19 protein-coding genes are annotated in these 22,157 nt (G+C 72.0%); 9 read left to right on the top strand and 10 right to left on the bottom strand.

From position 1 onward, the window contains the following. Positions 1-103: 103 nt before the first annotated feature. From AC27IY_RS18935 to AC27IY_RS18920, 4 genes are all read right to left on the bottom strand, one after another. Positions 104-502, bottom strand: a complete 399-nt coding sequence (locus AC27IY_RS18935) for a helix-turn-helix domain-containing protein (protein WP_423451886.1) — start codon at positions 500-502, stop codon at positions 104-106. Next, entirely contained in the window at positions 499-888 is a 390-nt protein-coding gene (locus AC27IY_RS18930) for a type II toxin-antitoxin system RelE/ParE family toxin (RefSeq protein ID WP_449949776.1), read from the bottom strand. The genes AC27IY_RS18935 and AC27IY_RS18930 overlap by 4 nt, the downstream gene beginning before the upstream one ends. A gap of 131 nt (positions 889-1,019) precedes the next feature. Next, positions 1,020-2,096 carry a glycosyltransferase family 9 protein gene (locus AC27IY_RS18925; RefSeq protein ID WP_487178707.1) on the bottom strand — a complete coding sequence of 359 codons (1,077 nt, stop codon included), beginning with the start codon at positions 2,094-2,096 and terminating at the stop codon, positions 1,020-1,022. Next, a complete protein-coding gene (locus AC27IY_RS18920) occupies positions 2,096-2,884 on the bottom strand; it encodes a glycosyltransferase (protein WP_487178706.1) in 789 nt (262 codons plus the stop codon). Before AC27IY_RS18920 ends, AC27IY_RS18925 begins: the two co-directional genes overlap by 1 nt. Positions 2,885-3,035: 151 nt before the next feature. Between AC27IY_RS18920 and rfaE2 the strand changes: the two genes are divergently transcribed. Continuing rightward, the gene (gene rfaE2, locus AC27IY_RS18915; RefSeq protein WP_423451889.1) at positions 3,036-4,466 is read left to right on the top strand and encodes a D-glycero-beta-D-manno-heptose 1-phosphate adenylyltransferase; all 1,431 of its coding nucleotides are present in this window, start codon (positions 3,036-3,038) and stop codon (positions 4,464-4,466) included. On the opposite strand, the gene AC27IY_RS18910 is transcribed toward rfaE2, so the two are convergent. Both AC27IY_RS18910 and AC27IY_RS18905 read right to left on the bottom strand, forming a co-directional pair. After that, positions 4,400-5,302, bottom strand: coding sequence for an alpha/beta fold hydrolase (locus AC27IY_RS18910; protein WP_487178704.1), 903 nt, complete (start codon positions 5,300-5,302; stop codon positions 4,400-4,402). The two genes, rfaE2 and AC27IY_RS18910, sit on opposite strands and share 67 nt — an antisense overlap. Before the next feature lie 53 nt (positions 5,303-5,355). Further along, positions 5,356-6,927, bottom strand: coding sequence for an IucA/IucC family protein (locus tag AC27IY_RS18905; RefSeq protein WP_487178703.1), 1,572 nt, complete (start codon positions 6,925-6,927; stop codon positions 5,356-5,358). 79 nt (positions 6,928-7,006) lie between these two features. Here AC27IY_RS18905 and AC27IY_RS18900 point away from each other — a divergent pair, with 79 nt between their 5' ends. The 5 genes from AC27IY_RS18900 to AC27IY_RS18880 all read left to right on the top strand — a co-directional run bounded on the left by AC27IY_RS18900 (position 7,007) and on the right by AC27IY_RS18880 (position 13,201). Continuing rightward, entirely contained in the window at positions 7,007-8,731 is a 1,725-nt protein-coding gene (locus tag AC27IY_RS18900) for an IucA/IucC family protein (RefSeq protein WP_487178702.1), read from the top strand. Positions 8,732-8,833: 102 nt separating this feature from the next. Beyond that, positions 8,834-9,577, top strand: coding sequence for an STAS domain-containing protein (locus AC27IY_RS18895; RefSeq protein ID WP_487179112.1), 744 nt, complete (start codon positions 8,834-8,836; stop codon positions 9,575-9,577). Between the two features lie 53 nt (positions 9,578-9,630). Then, entirely contained in the window at positions 9,631-9,843 is a 213-nt protein-coding gene (locus AC27IY_RS18890; protein ID WP_487178701.1) for a hypothetical protein, read from the top strand. 28 nt (positions 9,844-9,871) lie between these two features. Continuing rightward, positions 9,872-11,707, top strand: coding sequence for a CheR family methyltransferase (locus AC27IY_RS18885; protein ID WP_344213429.1), 1,836 nt, complete (start codon positions 9,872-9,874; stop codon positions 11,705-11,707). An 87-nt stretch (positions 11,708-11,794) separates the two neighbouring features. Continuing rightward, positions 11,795-13,201: a dihydrolipoyl dehydrogenase family protein gene (locus AC27IY_RS18880; protein ID WP_487178700.1), complete on the top strand. Its 1,407-nt coding sequence runs from the start codon at positions 11,795-11,797 to the stop codon at positions 13,199-13,201. Here the strand turns inward: AC27IY_RS18880 and AC27IY_RS18875 are convergent. Genes AC27IY_RS18875 through AC27IY_RS18865 form a run of 3 tightly spaced genes read right to left on the bottom strand, consistent with a single transcriptional unit; the run spans position 13,158 to position 15,746 of the window. After that, on the bottom strand, positions 13,158-13,556 hold the full coding sequence (locus AC27IY_RS18875) for an STAS domain-containing protein (RefSeq protein WP_487178699.1): 399 nt from the start codon (positions 13,554-13,556) through the stop codon (positions 13,158-13,160). The genes AC27IY_RS18880 and AC27IY_RS18875 overlap by 44 nt on opposite strands. 55 nt (positions 13,557-13,611) lie before the next feature. After that, positions 13,612-14,634, bottom strand: coding sequence for a hypothetical protein (locus AC27IY_RS18870; RefSeq protein ID WP_487178698.1), 1,023 nt, complete (start codon positions 14,632-14,634; stop codon positions 13,612-13,614). Beyond that, positions 14,631-15,746, bottom strand: coding sequence for a hypothetical protein (locus tag AC27IY_RS18865; protein WP_487178697.1), 1,116 nt, complete (start codon positions 15,744-15,746; stop codon positions 14,631-14,633). Before AC27IY_RS18865 ends, AC27IY_RS18870 begins: the two co-directional genes overlap by 4 nt. 351 nt (positions 15,747-16,097) lie before the next feature. On the opposite strand from AC27IY_RS18865, the gene AC27IY_RS18860 reads away from it, so the two are divergent. The 3 genes from AC27IY_RS18860 to AC27IY_RS18850 all read left to right on the top strand — a co-directional run bounded on the left by AC27IY_RS18860 (position 16,098) and on the right by AC27IY_RS18850 (position 20,719). After that, positions 16,098-18,245, top strand: coding sequence for a transglycosylase domain-containing protein (locus AC27IY_RS18860; RefSeq protein ID WP_487178696.1), 2,148 nt, complete (start codon positions 16,098-16,100; stop codon positions 18,243-18,245). Positions 18,246-18,471: 226 nt separating this feature from the next. Continuing rightward, positions 18,472-19,443 carry a LacI family DNA-binding transcriptional regulator gene (locus AC27IY_RS18855; protein WP_423451900.1) on the top strand — a complete coding sequence of 324 codons (972 nt, stop codon included), beginning with the start codon at positions 18,472-18,474 and terminating at the stop codon, positions 19,441-19,443. Then, positions 19,430-20,719: a serine/threonine-protein kinase gene (locus tag AC27IY_RS18850; RefSeq protein WP_364462059.1), complete on the top strand. Its 1,290-nt coding sequence runs from the start codon at positions 19,430-19,432 to the stop codon at positions 20,717-20,719. The genes AC27IY_RS18855 and AC27IY_RS18850 overlap by 14 nt, the downstream gene beginning before the upstream one ends. A gap of 100 nt (positions 20,720-20,819) precedes the next feature. On the opposite strand, the gene AC27IY_RS18845 is transcribed toward AC27IY_RS18850, so the two are convergent. Beyond that, a complete protein-coding gene (locus AC27IY_RS18845) occupies positions 20,820-21,902 on the bottom strand; it encodes a glycoside hydrolase family 12 protein (protein ID WP_487178695.1) in 1,083 nt (360 codons plus the stop codon). Between the last annotated feature and the right edge of the window lie 255 nt (positions 21,903-22,157).

Below are 22,157 nucleotides of genomic sequence, written 5' to 3'. Positions count from 1 at the left end.
ACGTCGTCGCCCGTCCGGGCGGGAGCGCGTGGTAGGTGGCCTCGCCGGACCCGACGTCAGGGTTGAGACATCGGATCAGGTGATCGCGCAGCATGCCTCGACATCAAACAGTGTGCCGGGCGTCTCCGGTGTGCGATTCGATACGCGAGCCCTTGAACTTGAAGTGCCGCTTGCACGTCTGCCTCGTCTTGCTGACGCGTAGCCGGTAGGTGCTGCCGGGGAAGCTAGCGGTGAGCTCAAGCCGTCCGCCGATCGCCTCCACATAACGAGCCACCACATCCACTGACGAGACTTCGCCACGCTCGATTTGCGAGACCCGCGCCTTGGTCACACCCATCAGGGCGGCAACCTCGTTCTGCGTCATAGCGGCGTTCTTGCGGCGCTGGGCGAGCTGCCAGGCGTCGATGAAGTCGTCAACCATGCGTCGGGTATCGGCAAGGGCATCTTCCCCTCCGGCCTGCTCAACGTGCTTGGCGCGGTTCCACTTCTTGAACGTCGTCATTGGTTCTGCCCCTCCTCCTCTGCGCGCTCTTTCAGATAGATGTCATACAGACGCTCCGCGTGCGGTATGGCCTCCTCATACCAGCGGTTGGGGTCGCGTGGGTTCGCCTTCAATTTGTCCGCGGCAACAAGGATGATGGCGTCCCGCCTTGGGTCGAAAGCGAACAACAGTCGAAGCGCGCTACGCCCGGAGGACCGGGGGCGCAGTTCCTTCAGATTGGTGATACGCGAGCCGCTGACCTTGCCCACAAGTGGCCTGCCCAATGCTGGACCGTTCTCCGCGAGTCGATCGAGCGCATCGATGACGAGCCGATGCCGCACTGGATCAAGGCTACTGATCCAGGCATCAACCTCGTCGGTGACATAGATGCTCCACTCGTCCTGCACACCTTCGAGTATAGGCGATCCTTTACCTCCCGAACGGGCATGTCAGCCGATGCGCAGGGCGTCGCGCATGCGTTCGCCCCGCTGTTCGACGGTCGCCCGACCGGGTGGCCATCGGCGCGTGAACCCCTCCGCTATGCGTCCGGCCCGCCGGATTCCGCGAGAAGATCCCCGGCCTGCTCCAGTACGTCGTCCACCGGCACGTCACGCACCCACGACACGTCGTGCGGGCAGCGCTCGCCCCGCGGGTCCACGCCGTCCGCGCCGCACACCGGGCAGCCGGTGGTCCACGAGATCAGCGGCCGGTGCCGGGTGCGGGTGAGCGGGCCGTAGCTGACGAGGTTCACGCACCAGTAGACGGCGACGGTGGGCGTGCCGACCGCCGCGGCCAGGTGGCGGGGGCCGGTGTCGTTGCCGATCACGAGGTCGCAGCGCTCGTACAGGGCGGCCAGCGCGCCGAGGCCGAGCGTGCCCGCGACGGCGGCGGCGGGCCGGCGCATCGCGGCGACGACCCCCTCCACCAGGTCCCGCTCGGCGGCCGACCCGGTGACCACGACCGGCCGGCCGAGCCGGTCGGCGACCGCGGCGAAGCGCTCCACGGGCCAGCGCCGGCGCGGGTCGCGCGCGCCCGGGTGTACCGCGACCAGGCCGGGCGGCGGCTCGCCGAACGCGGCGGCCAGCTCCTCCCGGTCGCGGCCGGTGACCGCCACCCGCGGCTCCAGCCCGCCCGCCCTGTCGCCCGCCCTGTCGCCGACCAGCGCGGCCACCTCCAGGAAGCGCAGGCTCTCGTGGTGGTGGTCGACGTACGGCACCCAGCGGTCCAGCTCGTCGGCGTCCGGCGTCCGCAGCCCCGCCGTCACCCGCGCGCCGAGCCGCCGGACGAACGGGTTGGAGTACCGGCCGCCGCCGTGGATCTGCACCGCCAGGTCGAAGGCCCGCTCGCGCAGCCCCTCGCACAGCCCGCCGGGGACCGGATGCCCGCCCTCGCTCGTGGACACGCCGGTGATCGGCGGCAGCGCGACCACCTCGTCCACCGGCCCCGGCCGCCCCTCCAGGAACCCGGCGTGCCACGGCAGGCCGAGCAGCGTCAGCTTCGCGTCCGGATAGGCCGACCTGAGCGCGTCCAGAGCGGGCACGGACAGCAGGAAGTCGCCGATGGCGTTGGCCCGCAGCACGGCGATCCGCTCGACCCCGGGGACCAGCCCGCCCATCAGGCTTCCAGCACGTGGTCGTAGCACTCGGCCCGCCGGTCCACCACCGTGGTCGGCAGCTCCAGGTGGTAGGCGCGGCTGGGCAGCAGCCCGGCCCCGCCGTAGCGTTCCATGACGCGGAGCTGGGCGACGACGTCCTCACCGGCGTGCGCGGGCGGCACCGCACGCCAGAAGCCGAACCCGCCGCACTCCACCAGCCGCTCCCGGTCGTAGAGCACGCAGCCGCCGATCCAGGCCACCTTGTACGCCCGCCACCCCCGGTCCGCGCCCACCTTGGCGGCCAGGTGCAGCGGGTTGGCCGCGTTGTGCAGGGTGTGCCGCCGCCAGGCGGGCTGGTCCCTCCGCACCCGCTCGGGCCGCACCGGACCGGCCCACTCCTCGTACGACGTCAGCTCGTGCGGCCGCACGTCCTCCCGGTACGACAGCCCGTGCAGCGCGTACCCGACGAACCCGCACCGCAGCTCGGCCAGCGCGCCGGTCAGCGTGGCGAGGGCGTCCGGCTCCAGCCACACGTCGTCGTCCAGGTAGAGCGCGAACCTGCGCCGGGCCCGCTCCAGCAGGAACTGCCGCTGCTCGGCCAGGCCCTTCGGCGGCACGTTCCGCAGCGGCTCGACCGGCGAGCCCCGATGCTCCAGGATGCGTACGGCCGCCGCCACCAGCGGGTCCTCGGCCACGGGCCGCGCCGACTGGTCGGAGACGACCACGCGGAAGCCGCCCGCCGTCTGGGCCGCGAGGCCGGCGAGCGTGACCGCCAGCGCGCCCGGACGGTCCTTCGTCGGGACGAGCACATCGAGTTCCGAGCCAACGTCGAGTTGGGAGCCCACATCGAGTTCTGAGCCGTGCACAGGAGCCCGGCTACCCCGGCCGAACCCCTCGATAACCTGCGGCGACACCCGGCACCCGGGGTTTGGAGAGCCCTTCTGCTGGTACTCGCCTGTCATGGGCACCACCAACGAGAAGATCATCAACGCAGTGGTCGTCGGTGACGTCATGCTCGACTCCTGGCTGCACGGCTCGGCCAAGCGGCTCGCGCAGGAAGCTCCGGTGCCCGTGATGAGCCTGGAGAGCACCGAGAACGCCCCGGGCGGCGCCGCCAACACCGCCGCCAACCTGGTCGCGCTCGGCGCACGCGTACGCCTGATCGGCGTGGCCGGCCACGACGAGCCCGGCGAGGAGCTGCGGCAGGCGCTGCGGCTGCTCGGCGTCGAGACGGACCTGCTGACCGTGCCGGGCCGGCGTACCGCGCACAAGCGGCGGCTGGTCACCGAGGGCCAGCTCATCGCCCGCTTCGACGACGAGGACCAGGACCCGCTCCCCGAGGAGACCGAACGCGAGCTGCTGCGCCGCGTCGCGGCCGTCGCGCCGGCCGCCGACGTGGTCGTGGCCTGCGACTACGGGGGCGGCGTGTTCACCCCGGCCGTACGCAGGTCGCTCGCGGGCCTGCCCCTGCTCGTCGTGGACGCGCACGCGGTGGCCCCCTGGCGGGAGTGCCGGCCGAACGCCGTGCTGCCCAACTACGCCGAGGTCGTCCGGCTGCTCGCCGAGGAGGACGGCGAGCCGGACCGGCTGGGCTTCCTGATGGCGCGCAGCGACCGGGTGCTGGAGCTGACCGGCGCGGACATGGTGGTGACCACGCTCGACGGCGAGGGCACGCTGCTGCACCGGGCGGGCGTGCCGCCGTACCGGACGTACGCGCACCCCGCGCCGCAGCACATGGCGACCGGCGCGGGCGACACGTACACGGCGGCCTTCGCGCTCTGGCTGGCCGGCGGGGCCACCCCGGAGGAGGCCGCGCAGGCGGGCCAGGCGGCGGCGGCCGTCGTCGTACGCCGCCCCGGCACCGCCGTGTGCACCCGCCACGACCTGCTGCGCGCGCTGCGCCGCCGCGAGGGCGCGGTGCAGACCCCGGAGCGCCTGGCCGAGCTCCTGGACGAGCACCGGCGCGCGGGCGAGAAGGTGGTGTTCACGAACGGCTGCTTCGACGTGCTGCACCGCGGCCACGTCACCTACCTGGAGCAGGCGGCGCAGCTCGGCGACGTGCTGGTGGTGGCGGTCAACAGCGACGCCGGCGTGGCCCGGCTGAAGGGCGCGGGCCGGCCGGTCAACTCGTGCGAGGACCGCATGTCGGTGCTGGCCGCGCTGCACGGCGTGGACTACGTGGTCGAGTTCGACGAGGACACGCCTGAGCGGCTGATCAGGATGATCCGCCCTGAGCTGTACGTGAAGGGCGGCGACTACACGCCGGAGATGCTGCCGGAGACGCCGCTCGTCCGCGCCCTGGGCGGCGAGGTGCGGGTGCTCGACTACCTGCCCGACCGCTCCACCACGGCGATCATCGGCCGCATGCGGTCACTGCCGGAGAACGCCTGAGAACGCTGGAGCAGGACGCGCTCCAGCCACGGCCGCAGGACGGGCAGCACGCTCTCGGCCCGCATCGCGCCCATGTGGTCGAGCCCGTCCAGCACGGCGACCTCCCAGCCGCGCGCCTCCAGCTCGCCCCGGTGCCGGGTCAGCGGCCCTGCGAGGTCCACCCGGGTCCCGCCCCACTCCTCGGCGTAGTCGATGGCGTCGGCCGAGCCGGCGAAGCACAGGCGCGGGCAGGTCAGCCGGACGGCCTTGTCGTCGAAGTCCTGGAGCGCCTCGTACAGCGTGACGAACTGCCGGGCCTGCGGCTCGCTCGGCACGTTCTGGACCGACCCCCAGTCGCCCGGCTCCACCGGCTCCGTGGCGGGCGGCGGCGGGTCGATCGCCTTCTCGTACGTGGCCGTGGTGACCTTCAGCATCTCAGCGTACGGGCCCTCGTAGGGCGGGTAGCCGCCCATCGCCAGCGCGGCCAGCCGGTCGGTGCGGAGGGCGAGCTGCAGCCCGGAGAGCGCCAGCCACGAGTAGCCGTAGTACGCGAAACTCCCGGCCCCGACCGCGTCGGCCACGGCGAGCAGGTCGGCCGACACGTTGTCCGGGGTGAGGGTGTCCGGCTTGGGGACGGCCATGAGGTGGCCGGTGTAGTCGAAGGCCACGACGCGGAAGGCGTCGCTCAGCCCGTCGATGAGCGAGCGGCCGAGCGCCGGGTCCGCGCCCCATTTGCGCATCTCCTCGGCCTGCTCGCCCTCGATCGGGCGCGGGTCCACGGGGAGCAGCACGACCGGCCCTGAACCGTGTACCTCCACCTCGATGCTGCTGCCGTCGTGCAGAACCGCCTCGGGCATGTCGCTCCCCCTTATCTCATTACGCCGTAAGGCATTACCTTCGGAACAATAGCTTAGGGCGTAAAGAGTCTCAACGGATTAGGGATGGGGACGCAGCGCATGGCCTCACCCTCGGCGTCCGTCCAGCGCAGCAGCAGGTTCGCCTTCGCCGGGACGTACGGGTCCGACAGCAGCGCCCGCAGCTCCTCCGGATCGCCGTGCTCCCGCCCGGCGTCCTTGAACACCGACCGCGCCCGCGCCCACAGCTCGTCCCGCAGCGTGGGATGGCGCTCGGTCACCGCGCCGGCGATCTCCAGCAGGTTGTTGGTCACCAGGCAGTAGACCAGCCGCTCCCAGCCGTAGGCCCGGCTCACCGAGGCCGCGCCCGGCAGGTCGGGCCGCCGCTCGGCGAGGATCCGCACGCCCTCGTGGTCGCGGAAGAGCGCCTGCGCGGGCAGGCCCCGCCCGTCCACGCCGACCAGGACGTTCTGCAGATGGCACTCGAAGACGACGCCGTGCCGCAAGTAGGCGTGCAGGACCGACGGCACCACGTGTTCCAGGTAGCGCTCCCACCACAGCAGGGCCGTGTCCTCGTCGAGGCCGTCCAGCGGGTTGCCGGGGAAGCCCTCGCTGATCCCGGCCGCCTGCACGGCGGTCAGGCCGGGCCGCAGATGCGCGCCCAGCCCGTCCCGTACGATCACCGCCAGCGCCTCGCCGCCGTCCCCGCCGCCCAGGTCCGCGCTCCGGTAGCCGCGGTCGCGCAGCACGGCGGGCCGCGGCACGTGCCCGGCCAGCCCCTCGAAGGCCCCGTCCACCAGCTCGGCGACCTCCCGCAGCCGCCGCAGGTCACGGGACCAGAGGCGGCGTACGTCGTTGGTGATCCGCACGTCGAGGCTGAACTTGCAGAACAGGTCCGTCTCCGGCAGGTACACCGTGCGGATCGAGGAGGTGGCCACCGCCACTTCCGACGTGACGCCGAGGTGACGCAGCGGCGCGCCCAGCAGTTCCACCTGCCAGGGGTGGGCGGGCAGCGGCACCAGGCCGTCCGCGCCGGCGGCCGGGGTGAGCGCGTCCAGCGCGGCCGGGTCGCCGTCCTCGACGAGGAGCTCTGGGGGGACGCCGAGAATCGGCAGCGCGAAGCTCGCGCGCACCTCGGGCGAGTACCGCAGCCACTCCTCCGGGCCCGCGCCGCCCCGGGCCTTGGGCGCCGGATGGTAGCGGTGGCCGGCGAGGAGCGCCTGCTCCGAACGCAGGTACAGATCGGCGGGCGGCTCCGTGGCCCGCCGCGCGGCCAGGAGCGCGGCGGCGACGTCACGACTGTGGCGGATCTCGGCGGGCAGGACGTCGTTGGCGGTGCCCGTACGGGCGCGCAGCTCGGCGGCGGTGAGCGCGACGAGGTCGTCCAGCGGCAGCGGACGCCACCCGTCCGCGGCGCGCAGCTCGGGGTCGGCGGGGAAACGCCCGCCGCTCACCCGCAGGACGTGGCCGGTCGCGGGCAGCACGTACGTGCCGGCGTCGGGACCCGGGTGGGCGACCTCCCGGACCAGGCAGTTGAGCAGCGCCGTCACCGCGAGTGCGGTGGCGTGCGTCCAGGCTTCTCGCTCCGGCCCGCCGCCGGGCGGGAGGAGGCCGTCTGTGGATGGCATGGCGACCTTCTCCTACCGTTTGTACCCGTCAGCGCACACAGGCTAGCTAAACAGGATGTTCGTGGAAATCGGGGGGATTATGGGGCGAGACGAGAGTGATTTCGCTGCGGAGCTAGCCACCGTACGCCCAGCCCTGTCGGCCGCCTACGCCGAGGCCGTGCCCGGCGCCCGCGCCGCCGTCCTGGGCCGCCTGTGGCGCAGCCTCCTGCACGAACCACTCCCCGGCATCGTCACCTCCCCGGGCCACACCGCCCAGCACAACCCCGCCCCCCGACAGGCGCACTCCCCTCACCACGGGCAGGCCCCCCGACACGGCCAAGCCCCGGCAGAGGCCGAGGTGGTGCTGGCCGATGGGCGGCGGCTGCGCGGGCCGGAGCGGCGGCCCCATGACCTCGGCGAGGTGCCCGTCCTGTGGCTGGACGGGACGCCGTACCGGGAGCCCGCCGCGCTCCTCGCCGCGCTCGGGCTCCCCGGCAGCGCACGGCTCACCGCCGACCTGGCCAACAGCGTCGCCTCCCTGGCACTGTCGCGCGCCAACGCCCGCCCGAACGCCCACCCGGGCGCCCACCCGACCGCCCGCGTGCACGCCCGACCGGGACACCCCCGCGTCCCGGAGGACCACGAGCAGGACGTCATGGACGGCCACCCCTACCACCCGTGCTGCCGCAACCGCCCCGGCGTGTCGGTCGCCGAGCAGCTCGCCTACATGCCCGAGCACCGGCCCGTCGTCGCCCTCGACCTGGTCGCCGTCCCCGCCGCCGACTGCCTGGTCTCCGGCCCGTGGCCGGACGCGCTGACCGACGGCGACCGGCTGCTGCTGCCCGTGCACCCCTGGCAGAGCGAGCACGTGCTGCCGGACCTCGGGGTGCGGCCGTACCGGAGGGGGGCGATCCCGGCCCGGCCGCTGATGTCCGTGCGCACGCTCGCCCCGCTGGACGGCGGCCCGCATCTGAAGACGGCGTTCACCACGCGGATGACCTCGGCCGTCCGCGACATCTCCCCCGGCTCGATCCGCGACTGCGTCCCGCTGTCGGACCTCCTCACGGAGCTGTCCCGCCGCGCCGGAGGCCCGCGCATGATCCGCTACCTGGCCGGAGCCGCCGCGACCGTGAAGGGCGAGTTCAGCGCGGACCTGGCGGTCATGCTGCGCGAGCCCACCCGGGCCTTCGCCGGGAGCGCCGACGTGCTGCCGCTCGCCGCGGTGATCCCGGACGCGGGGACTCCCGGCGCGGGAACCCCCGGCGCGGTGGCCTCTGGCGCGGTGGACGACCCGGCCGCCTGGCTGGCCGCGTTCGCCCGGCTCGCGCTGCCCGCCGCCCTGCGCCTGCTGGCCGCGGGCGCGGCGCTGGAGGCCCACGGACAGAACCTCCTGGTCGTGCTGGACGGACGGGGCCGCCCCGCCCGGCTGGCCTACCGCGACCTCGCCGACGTCCGGCTCAGCCCGGCCCGGCTGGCCAGGCACGGCGTCGAGGTGCCGCCGGTCGCCGCGCGGCTGCTGCACGACGATCCCGGCGTCCTGCACGCCAAGCTGTACGGCTCCCTGATCGGCACGACGTTCGGCGGCCTGGTGGCCGGTTTCTCCGGCGGCGACCGCGACGTGGAGGCCGGACTGTGGCGGATCGTGCGCGACGCCGCGCGCGAGGCGTTCGACGGTCTGCCGTGCGATCCGGACGTACGGGCCGACCGGGAGGCCCTGTTCGCCCCGTACCTCATGGTGAAGGCCCACCTGCTGGCTCAGCTCGACGGCACACCACCGGGGGACAACTGGATCAAACTGCCTAATCCACTCTTCGTATCGCCATGACTGCGAATTGTCTGGCCCTCGGCGTCGGGAGGGAGCACTATGACGGAGGACCGTGATGTGTGCCGCCGCGTTCGCGAGGCGGGGGAGGAGGGCCGTCCGGTGATGCAGCTGTCTGTGCGGCTCGTGCCCGTCGGGGAGACGACCCTGGTGGTCGCCCTCACGGGAGAGCTGGATGCGACGACCAGGCCCGTCCTGGCCGCGTTCCTGGACCCGCTGCCGCGGTCCAGGGTCAAACACGTCGTGGTCGCCGCCTCCGACCTCTGGTTCTGCGACCTCGACGGCCTGCAGCAACTCGCGCTGACGCACAGCGCCATGCGGCGCAAGGGCGGCGGCCTTCTCGTGGCGGAGGCCAGGCCGTCGCTGCTCCGGCTCATCTCGCTCATGGACGGGCAGGCGGAGCCCATCCCGGTCTATCCGAGCATGCCGGAGGCCCTGGCGCAGACCGACGTGGACGTCTACGAGGTGTCGGGACCGCCCACGCCGATCCCCCGCCACATGCCGCTCCTCCGCAACCTGCGCACCACCTCGCCGGGCGAGGACGCCCGCGATCGCCCGCGTCCGCAGAAAGCCGCGTTGTCCCTGGTGATGAGCCGCTCGCGCGGCCTGCGCGAGCAGACGCTCCGCCAGCGTTCGACGCTGACCCGGCAGCTCCTGCGGACCGCGCAGTCCCGCACCCTGCTGCTGTCGGCCCGCGAGCGCTGCGTCGCCAGCCTGGAGGTGCTGCGTACGAGCCGCGTCAGCATCCGGTCCGCGATCGACGGCAGGGCCGCTCCGGGCACGCATGACGCCGTGCATGACCACGACGTTTCCGGACAGGAGAGGAGGCATGTGGACGACAGGAGGTGACCTCGTCGCCGCGGCGCCGGCGGAGCGGGACGCCCGTCGAAGGGGAGGACCACGTGCGCGACGACGACTTGGCCAAGGAGATCGACCAGCTCCTGCGGGACAGCCGGGCGGACGCGCGGCCGGACGCGGTGGAACGCGCCCTGTGGGTGGCCGTCCGGCGGCTGGAGGAGCGGGTGCGCACACTGGAGCGCATCACCGGCACGGCTGAGGAGCCCACGCTGGGATCCCGCATCGGCCGGGGCGACGAATCCGCGATGACCGACTGAGCGGAGCCGCCCGGCGTAGGCTGGCGCAGTGACCCCAGAGGATGAGCGCGAGCTCGACGATCTCCTCCTCCTGCTGAAGGAGACCCGCGGCTTCGACTTCACCGGCTACAAGCGCAACACCCTCGTCCGTCGCATCGCCCGCCGGCTCGAGGCGCTGAAGCTGGCCGCCTACGGCGAATACCGGGACTACCTGGAGCTGCACTCCGAGGAGTACACCCGGCTGTTCGACAGCCTCCTGATCAACGTCACGAGCTTCTTCAGGGACGCCGCCGCCTGGCAGCGGCTGCGCGAGAGCGTGCTCCCCGCCCTGATGGAGCACGATCAGCCCATCCGCGTGTGGAGCGCCGGCTGCGCCACCGGAGAGGAGGCGTACACCATCGCCATGGTGCTGGCCGAGGAGCTCGGCGTCGACGCCTTCCGCGAGCGCGTCAAGATCTACGGCACCGACCTCGACGAGAAGGCGCTGCACCTGGCCCGCACCGGGGTCTACGCCGAGCGGGCGCTCGGCGAGGTGCCGCTCGACCTGCGCGAGACCTACTTCGAGCCGGTCGAGAACGGGTTCACCTTCCGCCGCGACCTGCGCCGCCAGCTCATCTTCGGCCGCAACGACCTGACCCGCGACGCGCCGATCTCCCGCGTCGACCTGCTGCTCGTCCGCAACACGCTGATGTACTTCAACACGGAGATGCAGCTCAACATCGTCCGGCGCTTCCACTTCGCGCTGGCCGACACCGGCTACCTGTTCCTGGGCAAGGCCGAGATGCTGCTCAACCACAGCGACACGTTCGAGCCCGTGGACCTGCGGATGCGGCTGTTCAGGAAGCTGAGGCCCACCGGTCACAGCACCCGGGCCACCTGGTCGGCGGTCGGCAGCGCCTCCGACCTCGCCGCGCGGTTACCCGCCCTCGCGTCGGTCGCGCTCGCGTCGGGGCCGGTGGCGCAGCTCGTGCTCGACCTGCCGGGCGACCTGGCGCTGGCCAATTCCAGGGCCGAGGCGCTGTTCAACCTCGGCCCGCGCGACGTCGGGCGGCCGTTCCAGGACCTGGAGGTGTCCTACCGGCCGGTCGAGCTGCGCTCGGTCATCGAGCAGGCCCGCCACGAGCTGCGTACGGTCGAGCTGCGCGAGGTGGGCTGGCGGCGGCCCGGCCAGCCGGAGGACAGCGTCTTCGACGTGTCCGTGGTGCCGCTCCTCGCCTCGGGAAACCTGGCGGGCATCAGCATCCACTTCAACGACGTCACCCGTTACCGCAGGCTGCGCGACGAGCTGGAGGAGGCCAACCGCCAGCTCGAACAGGCCTACGAGGAGCTCCAGTCGCTCAACGAGGAGCTGGAGACCACCAACGAGGAGCTCCAGTCCACCAACGAGGAACTGGAGACCACCAACGAGGAGCTCCAGTCCACCAACGAGGAGCTGGAGACGATGAACGAGGAGCTCCAGTCCACCAACGACGAGCTGCAACAGATCAACGACGCCCTCGCCGCCCGCACCATCGAGCTGGACGAGGTCAACCGGTTCGTCTCGTCGGTGGTGCGCAGCCTCGGCGACGCGGTGGTGGTGCTGGACGACCAGCTCAGGGTGATCGTCTGGAGTCCCGGGGCGGAGGAGCTGTGGGGGGTGCGGACCGTCGAGGCCGTGGGCGCGACCCTCTCGGCGCTCGACATCGGCCTGCCGCTCGACACGCTCGCCCCCCGGCTGCGGGCGGCGCTCCGCGCGGACCCGCGTGAGGAGGGGCTGGTGCTCGACGCGGTCAACCGCAGGGGCCGGCCGGTGGCGCTCTCGGTGCAGGTGTCCCGCCTGCGGGCCGAGGACGACGACACGCGCGGGCTCATCCTGGTGATGCGCGTGCTGGGCGCGGGCGGCTGACGCCCGCTCGCGTGCGTGCCACGTCCACCTCTGCGCCCTTCACATGAAAGAGTGCGATGAAGGGACGAAACGCATGGGGAGGCTGGGGTGCCCGACGAGTTCGACGTCATCGTGATTGGCGCAGGTCCCGCCGGTGAGAACGTCGCGGACCGGGCGGTGCGCGGCGGCCTGACCGCCGCGATCGTGGAGGAGCGGCTGGCCGGCGGCGAGTGCTCCTACTGGGCCTGCGTGCCGAGCAAGGCGCTGCTGCGGCCGGTGGACCTGGCCGGCGAGGTGAGCCGGGTGCCCGGTATGTCGCTCGGCGAGATCGACGTGGCCGCCGTGCTGGCCCGCCGTGACGAGGCCGTCTCGCGCTACGACGACGGCGGACAGGTGCGGTGGATCGAGGGCGTGCCGGCCGAGTTCGTCCGCGGGCGGGGACGGCTCGACGGGCCGAGGCGGGTCCGGGTGGCGCTGTCCGACGGCGGCGAGCGGGTGCTGACCGCCCGCCAGGCCGTGGTGCTCGCCACCGGCAGCACGGCGGCGGTACCGCCGGTGCCCGGCCTGGCCGAGGCCCGGCCGTGGACCAGCCACGAGGTGACGGCGGCCACCGCCGTCCCCGAGCGGCTGGCCGTGATCGGCGGCGGCGTCGTGGCCTGCGAGATGGCCCAGGCGATGCACGGGCTCGGCGCCCGCCAGACGACGGTGCTCGTCCGCGGCGGCGGGCTGCTCAACCGGATGGAGCCGTTCGCGGGCGAGATGGTGGCCGAGTCGTTCACCGCGGCCGGCATCGACGTGCGCACCCACACGGACGTGGTCCGGGTGGAGCGGCCCGAGCCCGGCGGGAAGATCACCGTGCACCTGTCCGACGGGCCGCCGCTGGAGGCCGACGAGCTGCTGGTCGCCACCGGCCGCGAGCCCGCCACCGGCGACCTCGGGCTCGCCTCGGTGGGCCTGGCCGACGGCGGGTACGTCGAGGTGGACGACAGCATGCGCGCCACCGGCGTGGCCGAGGGCTGGCTCTACGCCGTGGGCGACGTCAACGGCCGGGCGCTGCTCACCCACATGGGGAAGTACCAGGCCAGGGTGTGCGGCGACGTGATCGCGGCCCGGGCCCGCGGCGACGAGCTGTGCGAGATGCGCGACCTCGCCGACCACTACGGCGCCCCGCAGGTGGTCTTCACCGACCCGCAGGTCTGCGCGGTCGGCCGTACGGAGGAGGCGGCGAGAAAGGCGGGCTTCCACGCGCGCGCCGTCGACTACGACCTCGGCTCGGTGACCGGGGCCTACCTGCTGGGCGACGGCTACCGCGGCAGGGCCAGGGCCGTCGTGGACGAGGACAGGAGGGTGCTGCTCGGGGTGACGTTCGTCGGCCCGGGGGTCGCCGAGCTGCTGCACGGGGCCACGATCGCGGTCACCGCCGAGGTGCCGATCGACCGGCTCTGGCACGCCGTGCCGTCGTTCCCGACGGTCAGCGAGGTGTGGTTGCGCCTGCTGGAGGCGTACGGGCTGTAGAAAGCTCCGCGATGATCTCCGCGACGCTGTCGCGGAGCTCGACGTGCGCGAGCAGGTCCGTCTGCCGCAGCACGTCCAGCAGGTGGCCGGACGGCCGGACCAGGATGATCCGGCCGTCGCCGTGCTCCTCCTCCATGCGCTGCATCGCCATCGCCAGCACGCCGATCACCGAGGAGTCGTAGAAGTCGAGCTCGGCGAGGTCGAAGACGAGGACCGGGCCGTCGGACCAGTCCCAGACGTCGTTGACGCGGGCGCTGAACCTGACCCGCCCGGCGTGGTCGAGCCGGCCGCCGGCGCGCAGGACCGTGCAGTGCGGATGGCGCGTCGTGTCGATGCGCAGGCCGTTGCTGGTCACCTGTTCCTCCTGCCCCAGGGGCGGCGTTTTCACAGGTGATCGCTGTTTTGCCTGTTCATCCCCGCTCGGACAGCCGCGTCCCGCTGACGGTGGCGTGCTCCAGCGTGGGGACCACGCCCGGGACGGGCGTGAGGACCACCAGCAGCGGTGAGCCGGCCGGGCACGGCACCTCCAGCTCGGTGAGGTTGCCCTGGGGGCGCTGCTCGGGCACGCCGAGGTCGCCGTCCCTGATGCTGAGCACCTGCTCCACGTGCGGGGCGGCGGCCCGGACGAGCTTCCTGGTGGCGTGCCGCAGCCAGCGCAGCTCGCTGTTGATCCGTCGCCAGGTCGCGGGGATGACGGCGGCCGGCTCCGCCTTGGTGCCGAGCCGGAGGGTGAGGTAGCCGCTGGAGCCGAACGTGTGCCGCAACGCCGGGTTGACCAGGAACAGGTTCGAGCGCAGCTGCCGGGTGCCCTGCCGGTTGAGGTTGACCAGCCCGCCGGCGCTGATCAGCGAGCCCGCCTCGCAGCGGCAGCCGTCGAGCTGGTCGGTGTCGAAGTCGGCCGCCGGCGGCTCCTCGAACACGATCTTGTCGAGGCGCAGCCCGGCCACGCCGTCGGCCAGGATCCGGTCGCCGAGCAGCTCGCGCACCTCGGGGCTGACGCCGTCGCCCTCCATGATGTCAAGCGCCTCGACGCAGATCAGCCCGTCGTCGGGGATCTCGTCGGCGGACAGGTCGAAGGCGACCTGGGCGTGCGAGCGGCGGCCGCGCAGCAGCACGCACTGGCGCAGCCGGCCCTGCGAGCGGATCTGGACCAGGCGGGGCAGCACGGCGGCCGCCTCGGTGACGCCGGTGTGCCAGCCGCTCACCGAGTGCTCGTCCACCGACAGGGACATGCGCACCCGCAGCGGGCGGCCCTGCGCGGCGATCTTGAAGCCGGCCAGTCCCGAGGTCTCGAACCGGCCGATGATCTGCGAGCCGCGATGCAGCCGGTCGGTCACCTGGAGGGCGGCGATCTGGCCGCTGCGCAGGTGCGCGGGCGGGATCGCGGGCAGGATCACCTGGTCGAGGTCGGTGCCGGACCCAATGCTGTTCAACGGATGCTCCTCGCGGGGGTGAGAGTGGCGGACAGCCCTGCCGGATGACGGAAGTCGAAGCGGGTGAGCAGGGGTTCACGCCGCTCCCACATGCGATGCACCGCGCCGAAGAGGGGGTCGCCGTCACGCTCGACGTAGCGGAGGTTGACCGCCAGCACGCGCGGGTAGTCCGCGCCGTGCGCCCAGTGCGGCAGGAGCTGGGTGGGCACGTCCGCGCCGCAGCGGCGCATCCACAGCCACAGCCGGGCGCGCTCGCGCTGCTCGGGGCCGAGGATGGTCTCGCCCTTGGCGTGCGTGGTGACCGCCTCCTCCAGCAGCCGCACCTGGTCCGACGCCGTACGCGCCAGGTGGGTGGCGCCGCAGTGGGCGCCCGCCGAGAAGCCGGACTGGATGACGGGGATGCCGAAGGCGGGCAGGTCGCTGTCCTCGAAGCTGACGGCGACGTCGGTGAGGCTCCACAGGAGGTTCGTGGACAGCTCGCCGAGGCCGGAGCGCACGCGCCGGTGATCGGGCGCGATCGGGTCGACGAACAGCCAGTTGGCGGACTCCTCGGCGGCGGCGAAGCGCGCGGTGGTCTCGAACAGCTCGGTGTCCCTGCCGGGCGCGTGCGCGGCGACCGTGATCGTGGGCAGGCCGGGGTCGAGGCCGAGGCGGGCGCAGCCGTAGGCGCGGAGCTGGCGGCGCTCGGTGTCGGTGCGGACCTGGTAGCCGCTCTTGGCCTGCCAGGCCACCCGCTCGGCGCTGGGCCTGATCATCTCGCGGTTCGGCCAGACGTACTGCTCAAAGAAGGCCGCCACGCGGCCGGGCAGCTCGTCCTCGAACGACCTCGGCCCGTCGTCGGGGAACAGCGCGTACGCCTGGAGCGTGCCGGTGCCGTGCACGTGCACGACGGGGATGTCCCTGGGCAGGTCGCGGTCCACCCGCCCGGTCACCAGCGCGACCGGCGGCGTCTCGGGCTGGGGGTCGGCCGCCGCGCCGAACACCTCGGCGAGCTGCCGGGACTCCGGGTCACCGTGGACGACCAGCCGCGCCGCGGCGGCGTCGCACACTGCCTTGGCGACCATGAGCGTCCGCACCACGACCCTGATGTCCTGGTCGAACACCTCCGCCACGACGCATCGCTCGCCACCGGGACTGTCTCCCCAGTAGGTACGGGCCGCGCGGAGCAACCGATCGAATTGCCCGCCATCTCCGACACGATGCATGAGACCTCCAACGGGGCAGGTAGATATGCCCTGGTAGAGGCTGCCAGAGGGCCCTACGTCCGCCCCTGCGCCGCGACGACGTTTTGCCGACGCCTGACGGGAACCAGAAGGAACCGTGTCGTCCCGCACGATGTGCCGGAAGTCACGAGGGCCGGGAGCGAACCAACCGGCCGTCGCCGGGGTCCAACGTTTTACATGGAGCACGCCATGCCCGGGTTTAGGATGCACCCTATTGCCACGAAGGGGAGGAATTTCCGCATGGGTTCCCGCTTGTCAGGTATCGCGCGTCTCACCGCGGCGGCGGTGGCGGCCGGCGTGGTGACCGCGGCCATCGCACTGCCCGCGGTAGGTGGCACGGGAGCCATGTTCGTCGGCGCCTCGGAGGATCTGGGCATCAAACCCGAGGAGCTCAAGGAGCCCCCGCTGGCCGAGCGCACCACCGTCCTCGACGCCAAGGGCAACGAGATCGCCTGGTTCTACGAGCAGTATCGCGAGAACGTCACGCTCGACCAGGTGGCCGACGTGATGAAGAAGGCCATCATCGCGATCGAGGACTACCGCTTCTACGAGCACGGCGCCATCGACATCGAGGGCACCATGCGCGCCCTGGCCAAGAACCTCGCCTCCGGCGGCATCGCCCAGGGCGGCTCGTCGATCACCCAGCAGTACGTCAAGCAGGTGCTGCTCAACTCGGCGACCACCGAGAAGGAGAAGAACGCCGCGCTGGAGGCCAGCTACGCCCGCAAGCTCAAGGAGCTGCGCTACGCGATGGCCGTCGAGGAGAAGTACACCAAGGACCAGATCCTGGAGAAGTACCTCAACATCGCCTACTTCGGCGCCGGCGCGTACGGCGTGGAGGCGGCGGCCCAGCGCTTCTTCGGCGTGAGCGCCGACAAGCTCACCCTGTCGCAGGCCGCCACCCTGGCCGGCGCGGTGCAGGACCCCAACGCCACCGACCCCAACCTGGGCAAGAAGCAGCGCGCGAAGCTGCTCAACCGGCGTAACGTGGTGCTCGCCCGGATGGCCGAGCTGAAGAAGATCACGCCGGAGGAGGCCGAGGAGGCCAAGTCCAAGAAGCTCGGCTGGAAGAACACCGCGATCCCCGGCGGGTGCGGCGCCAGCACGTATCCGTACTTCTGCATGTACGTGCGCAACGAGATCCTCAGCAACTCCGACTTCGGCAAGACGGCCAAGGCCCGCGAGCAGTTCCTCAACCGCGGCGGCCTGACGATCAAGACCACGATCGACCCGAAGATGCAGAAGGCGGCCGAGCGGGCCATCAAGAAGCACGTCTTCGCCAGCGACAACCCGGTGGCCTCCGAGGCGCTGGTCCAGCCGGGCACGGGCGCGATCAAGGCGATGGCGGCCAGCCGCGCGTACGGCACCAACAAGCGCAAGAAGGAAATGTCGTACAACGTGGTCGCCGACGCGGTGCACGGTGGCGGCGTCGGCTTCCAGGCCGGCTCGACGTTCAAGACCTTCACGCTGCTGACCGCGCTCGACCAGGGCATGAAGATCAACGACGGGTTCACGGTCGGCAGCGGCTACCGCGCCCCCTACTACTCGACGTTCAAGAACTGCAAGGGCGAGAACATCGCCGACCCGAGCCACACCGTCACCAACGACGAGGGCGGCGGCGGCTTCAAGTCGCTGGCCACCGGCACCTGGGGCTCGGTCAACACCTTCTTCATGATGCTGGAGCAGAAGGCGGGGCTCTGCAACGTCGTGAAGACCGCCAAGAGCCTCGGCATCAAGCGCTCCGACGGCCTGCCCCTGCAGGAGTTCTCCACGTTCACGCTCGGCATCAACGAGATGGACCCGGTGACCGTGGCCAACGCCTACGCGGCGATCGGCGCGCGCGGCAAGTACTGCGCGCCCATGGCGATCAGCTCGATCAAGGACCGCAACGGCAAGGTCACGACGTACAAGCCGAAGTGCAAGCAGGCGATCGACCCCGAGGTCACCGACGCGGCGGCGAACATCCTGTCGGGCGTGTTCACCAAGGGCACGATGCGCGGCGTCGGCGGCATCGGCCGCCCGGCGGCGGGCAAGACGGGCACCACCGACTCGCAGGCCACCGCCTGGTTCGCCGGGTTCACGCCGGACCTCGCGGGCGCGGTCAGCATCGGTGACCCGCGCGGCGCGGTCACCCACAAGCTCAACAACATCACGATCGGCGGCAAGTACTACGGCTCGGTCTTCGGGGCCTCCATCCCCGGCCCGATCTGGAAGGACACCATGATCGAGGCACTGAAGGGCGTCCCGGCGACGGACTTCACCCCGGTCAACACCTCCAGGTTCGGCGGGTGCGGGTCGGGCTGCGAGCCGCGCCGGCCGGTCGAGCCCCAGCAGGGCGACGACGACGGCGACGGCTTCGACGTCCGCTTCGGCGGCGAGGACGGCTGAGCGGCAAGGGTTCTTTTCCATAAGGTCGGATACGACAAATCGGACATGGAAATATGCCGGTGATCAACCCTCGGAACAAAAACTCCGAGGGTTACCACCGCCACTAGCTCCGCAAATTCCGGATGCGTCCGCACAACCGGACGCACTCTCAGCAAAGGCCCTATTAACAACGGCGAAACGTTGGTAACGTTGGGAGCGCTCCCAGGATCTTTCCGCGAGGTGCTCCATGACCGAGCAGCCCACACTGGCACAGGTGGCGGCCGCTGCAGGGGTTTCCCCCGCGACCGCATCAAGAGTCCTCACGGGCTCGGTGCGGGTCAGTACCTCGACCCGCCGCCAAGTCTACGACGCCGTCTCCCGGATGGGTTACGTCCGCCATCGGGCGCCCAGGGGCGCGGCCGCCAAAACCACCGCCGACGGCGTCACCGCCGTGATCTGTGACCATCTTCCCCGACTGTTCTCCGAGCCTTACTACGCCAGGCTCCTGTCCGCCGCCGGCGCGGTGATCGCCGAGCACGGCACCCACCTCATGGTGACCACCGTCACCCCGACCTCCTCGATCCTCCCCGCGCTGTCCGGCGCGGTGCTCATCATCGGGGCGCGGGAACGTCACCCGCTGGCCATCAAACTGTCCACCTCGGGCATTCCGGTCCGTAACATCGGCCGTCCGCCCCACGACCTCAAACTGCCGTACGCCGACGTCGACAACCTCGACGGCGGACGGCAGGCGGCCGAGCACTTCCTCCTCACCGGCCGCCGCAACGTCGCCGCGATCGGCGGCCCACCGTCGCTGCCGGCCGCCCGCGACCGGCTCGAAGGGCTCGTCCGCACCCTCCAGGCGGCCGGCGCCCCCGACGTGCCGGTGGCCTACGGCGACTTCACCGCCGCATCGGGCACGCATGCCATGCAGTGGTTGTTACGTCACGCTCCAGGGCTGGACGCCGTGTTCGTCGCCTCCGACCTCATGGCCGCGGGCGCGATCCAGGCGCTGCGCAGGGCCGGGCGCAAGGTGCCCGCCGACGTCGCGGTCATCGGGTTCGACGACGCGCCGGTGGCCAAGCACACCGTCCCCGCGCTGACCACCATCCGCCAGCCCGTCGAGGAACTGGCCACGGTGGCCACCCGGCTGCTCCTCACAGGGGCGGCGGGAGTGGACCCCGTCCTGCCCACGGAACTGGTCGTCCGTGAGTCGGCTTGAGCCAGGGGACGTTCTGGCCCGGCGGTATCTGCTGCTGGATCCGCTGGCCAGAGGCGGCATGTCGATCATCTGGCGTGCCTTCGACCAGTCACTGCACCGGATGATCGCGGTCAAGGTGCTCACCGCCTCCCTGCACACCGACCAGGGTGAGCGGGTGAGCGTGCGCAGCGAGGCCCGTGCCGCCGCCAGGTTCCTCCACCCCGACACCATCGAGATCTACGACTACGGGGAGACCGTGACCCCGCACGGCTCCCTCGCGGCCTACGTCGTGATGCCGCTGCTCGACGGCACGCCGCTGGCCGACCGCATCGAGCAGGGACCGCTCCCGTGGGCCGAGGCGGCGGCCATCGCGCTCCGCCTGGCCCGCGTCCTCATGGCCGGGCACGCGCGCGGCCTGGTCCACCGGGACGTCACCGCCGAGAACGTGCTGCTCACCGACGACGGGCCGAAGCTGCTCGACTTCGGCATCGCGGCGTGGACGGGCGACCCCGAGGACGACCGCGGCACCCCGCCGTACGTCGCCCCCGAACGCCTGCTCGGCGCGCCCACCCATCCCGCCGTGGACGTCTACGCCCTGGGCGTGCTGCTGCACACCATGCTCACGGGGCGCACGCCGTACCCGGAGACCACGTGGGAGGAGATCGAGGCGGCCCGCCGCACGTCTCCCCCGCCGCGGGTCCCCGGGGTGCCGCACGCCGTGGCCTCGCTCTGCCAGCGTTGCCTCGCGCACCGGCCGGAGGAGCGGCCCACGGCGGCGGAGATCGTCGCGGGGCTCAACTCCGCGCTGGGCGCGGCCTCCGTCGGCCGGCACGTACGCCGGGGCGTGACCGTGGTGGGATCTGCCGCGGTCGCGCTCTCGGCGCTGCTGTGGTTCCAGCAGACCGGGATCCAGCGGGCCGTCGTCCAGCAGCCGTCCGCCACGCCGCCGCCACAGCAGCAGCAGGAGCGGGTGGTCGCCGAGCCGTCGGCCGGCGTCACCGCCCGCTACATGGAGAGCAGCCCCGCCTCGGCCGTCACGGTCGAGCAGGCGGTCACCCGGTTCCAGAGCGTGCTGGAGGCCCGTACGCCGTGCGGCGCGACCGACGCCGACGTCGTCCTCGACCTCAAGCAGGTGCTCCAGACCACGGTGGTGCCGCGGGGCCCGTACGCGACCACCACGCAGAACCTGCGGCAGAAGCTCTCCGACCGGCTGCGGGAGGGCCGGCTCGCGCCGGCCTGCCTGAGCGAGTTGCAGGCCCGGCTCGACGACATCGAGCAGGCGATGGAACGGGACTGAGCATTTGACGGATTGAGTTTGACGGAGGGGTACGGCAGCACCAGCCGTACCCCTCCTCCGCGCGGCCCGTGCCCCTCGCTCAAGCACGCCCGCGCGGATCTCATGCGCAGGTGTAGCCGCTCGGCACCTGCGAGTTGCCGCCCGGCCTGGTCGCCTGGAAGCCGAAGCTGGTCGAGGCGTTCGGCGCCAGGGTCCCGTTGCCGCCCGCGTTCCTGGCCGTGACCGTGGAGCCGCTGACGCTGAGGGTCGCGTTCCACGAGCCGGTGATCGTGTGGCCGGCGGGCAGCGTGAACGTCACCGTCCAGCCGTTCTTCGTGGCCGAGCCGGTGTTGGTCACCGTGACCGGCTGGATGACGTAGCCGCCCTGCCACTGGGACTGCGTGGTGGCGGCGGCCGTGCAGCCGCCGCCTCCGCCGTTCGAGCCGCCCGAGCCGAAGGAGAAGGAGTTGACCGCCAGGCCGGCGCCGCCGACCCAGGGCTCGAAGCCGGCCTGGACGCTGGTGAGGTACCACGAGCGCTGGGCGTAGCCGCGGCCGATGGCGTCGCTCAGGAACGTGTCGATCGTGAAGTCCATCGAGGCGGTCGGCGAGGTGCGTACGTAGGAGATCACGTTCCAGCCGATGTTGCCGAACCAGACCTGCCAGGTGCCGCCGGCCAGGTTGACGGTGCCGATCTGGGAGCCGACCGGCTGGATCGAGCCCATGCGGTTGAGCCAGACCATGATCTCGGCGCCGGTGTTCTGGCCGTCGGTGCGCGGGGTCGGGTCGAACCAGATGTCGTAGGCGGCGTCCCACACGCCGCCGCTCGGGTAGGTCATGCTCACGGAGGTGCGCAGCGAGCCGAACGACGGCGAGCTCGCCTGCATCGGCAGGTTGCTGCCGGTGCTGCAGGTGGCGTAGTGGCAGCCCGCGTAGACGGCCGGGTAGGAGGCCGGGGCGCCGTTCGTGGGCTTGTTGTGCGCGGCCTGGGTGACGGTGAAGCCGCCGTTCTGGTTGACGTCGATGCACTGGGCGGTGTCGGCGCCCCACACGTTGTTCATGACGACGTAGCGGCCGTTCTGGACGGTGGTGGAGGCGTACTTGCCGCACAGCACCGGGGCGGCCTGGGCGGGCGCGGCGACCAGGCAGCCGGCGAGCAGCGCCAGGATCGCCCCGATGAGCAGATGGGTGTGCGCGTTCCTCATGACATGTGGCTCCCGCTTCTCGGAGAACAGGATACGTGGGAGCGCTCCCAACAGGGAGGCTTCTCCGCGTTCCGTCACACGGCAAGAGCGCGCATGTAATTACCACCTGCCGCTATGCGGCTACCAGGGGAAACCATGACCATGATCGGCTGAAAGTTTCACGGCGCGTTGTCGGAACGGCCCGGCGCGTGGTTCACTGGCGCTGGCCGGGCGGGCTGGGTCGTGGGGCAGTTTCCTCTGTCGTCAGCGCAAGGG

Source organism: Nonomuraea sp. B208 (assembly GCF_057536035.1).
This window is presented reverse-complemented; position numbering and strand designations above follow the sequence as displayed.

Bases quoted from the DNA above. Each gene is read 5' to 3' on its own strand.
- AC27IY_RS18935 (WP_423451886.1), bottom strand. From the start codon at position 502: ATGACGACGTTCAAGAAGTGGAACCGCGCCAAGCACGTTGAGCAGGCC.
- AC27IY_RS18925 (WP_487178707.1), bottom strand. From the start codon at position 2,096: ATGGGCGGGCTGGTCCCCGGGGTCGAGCGGATCGCCGTGCTGCGGGCC.
- rfaE2 (WP_423451889.1), top strand. From the start codon at position 3,036: ATGGGCACCACCAACGAGAAGATCATCAACGCAGTGGTCGTCGGTGAC.
- AC27IY_RS18910 (WP_487178704.1), bottom strand. From the start codon at position 5,302: ATGCCCGAGGCGGTTCTGCACGACGGCAGCAGCATCGAGGTGGAGGTA.
- AC27IY_RS18905 (WP_487178703.1), bottom strand. From the start codon at position 6,927: ATGCCATCCACAGACGGCCTCCTCCCGCCCGGCGGCGGGCCGGAGCGA.
- AC27IY_RS18900 (WP_487178702.1), top strand. From the start codon at position 7,007: ATGGGGCGAGACGAGAGTGATTTCGCTGCGGAGCTAGCCACCGTACGC.
- AC27IY_RS18895 (WP_487179112.1), top strand. From the start codon at position 8,834: ATGCAGCTGTCTGTGCGGCTCGTGCCCGTCGGGGAGACGACCCTGGTG.
- AC27IY_RS18860 (WP_487178696.1), top strand. From the start codon at position 16,098: ATGGGTTCCCGCTTGTCAGGTATCGCGCGTCTCACCGCGGCGGCGGTG.
- AC27IY_RS18855 (WP_423451900.1), top strand. From the start codon at position 18,472: ATGACCGAGCAGCCCACACTGGCACAGGTGGCGGCCGCTGCAGGGGTT.
- AC27IY_RS18845 (WP_487178695.1), bottom strand. From the start codon at position 21,902: ATGAGGAACGCGCACACCCATCTGCTCATCGGGGCGATCCTGGCGCTG.